Source organism: Candidatus Hydrogenedentota bacterium, assembly GCA_016791475.1.
Classification (GTDB): Bacteria; Hydrogenedentota; Hydrogenedentia; order Hydrogenedentales; family JAEUWI01; genus JAEUWI01.
In genome coordinates, this window is sequence record JAEUWI010000223.1 from 1 (window position 1) to 721 (window position 721).

Sequence of the window (721 nt, forward strand, 5' to 3'; positions counted from 1 at the left end):
CTCGGGCTCGACGCTGAGCGCCGTGGCCCACGCATCGTCGGGGAACCTCATTCAACGGGCCGCCGAGGTTCACTTGAAGGAACGACGGAAGTTGATCCTCGTGCCGCGCGAGACGCCGCTCTCGCTGCCGCATATCGACAACCTGCGGAAGTGCACTGAGGCGGGCGCCGTCGTAATGCCGGCGGCGCCGGGGTGGTACCACGGCGTGAACACGCTGCGGGATCTGGTCGACTTCATGGTGGCGCGCATCTGCGACCAACTCGGCATCGACAACGCCCTCATCAACCGCTGGGGCGCGGATAAATAAGAAAGAAAGATCTCACGCAAAGGCGCAAAGGAAATACAAGTTTGCTTTTGTATTCTTTGCGCCTTCGCGCCTTTGCGTGAGACTTGTATTTGAGAATGCTCCAAACGATCCGCCACTTTCTTTCGCTAATTCGGTTCAGCCATACGCTGTTTGCGTTGCCGTTTGCACTGCTGGCGGCGTTGATGGCTTGGCGGATGCAAGCGATTGATTACCCTGCCCCAGAAATTGATCCATACGATCCCACAACGTACTCAATTGGCGCAGGCGGGACGCAGGTATTCATCCACGATCCGTACCTCAATATTCTAGGGTTCCAGGTCATTCCATTTGACTGGGCTATGGCGGCGAAGTTCCAAATCCGCTGGCAGGAACTCGTCGGCATTCTGCTCTGCATGGTCTTCGCCCGCAGCGCGG

1 protein-coding gene and 1 pseudogene are annotated in these 721 nt (G+C 57.8%); both read left to right on the forward strand.

Annotation, left to right across the window (positions count from 1 at the left end; genetic code table 11):
* The coding region (locus JNK74_28840; GenBank protein MBL7650189.1) for a 3-octaprenyl-4-hydroxybenzoate carboxy-lyase at positions 1-307 on the forward strand (307 nt) is incomplete at its 5' end.
* A 95-nt stretch (positions 308-402) separates the two neighbouring features.
* Positions 403-501, forward strand: a pseudogene (locus JNK74_28845) (4-hydroxybenzoate octaprenyltransferase).
* Positions 502-721 lie beyond the last annotated feature (220 nt).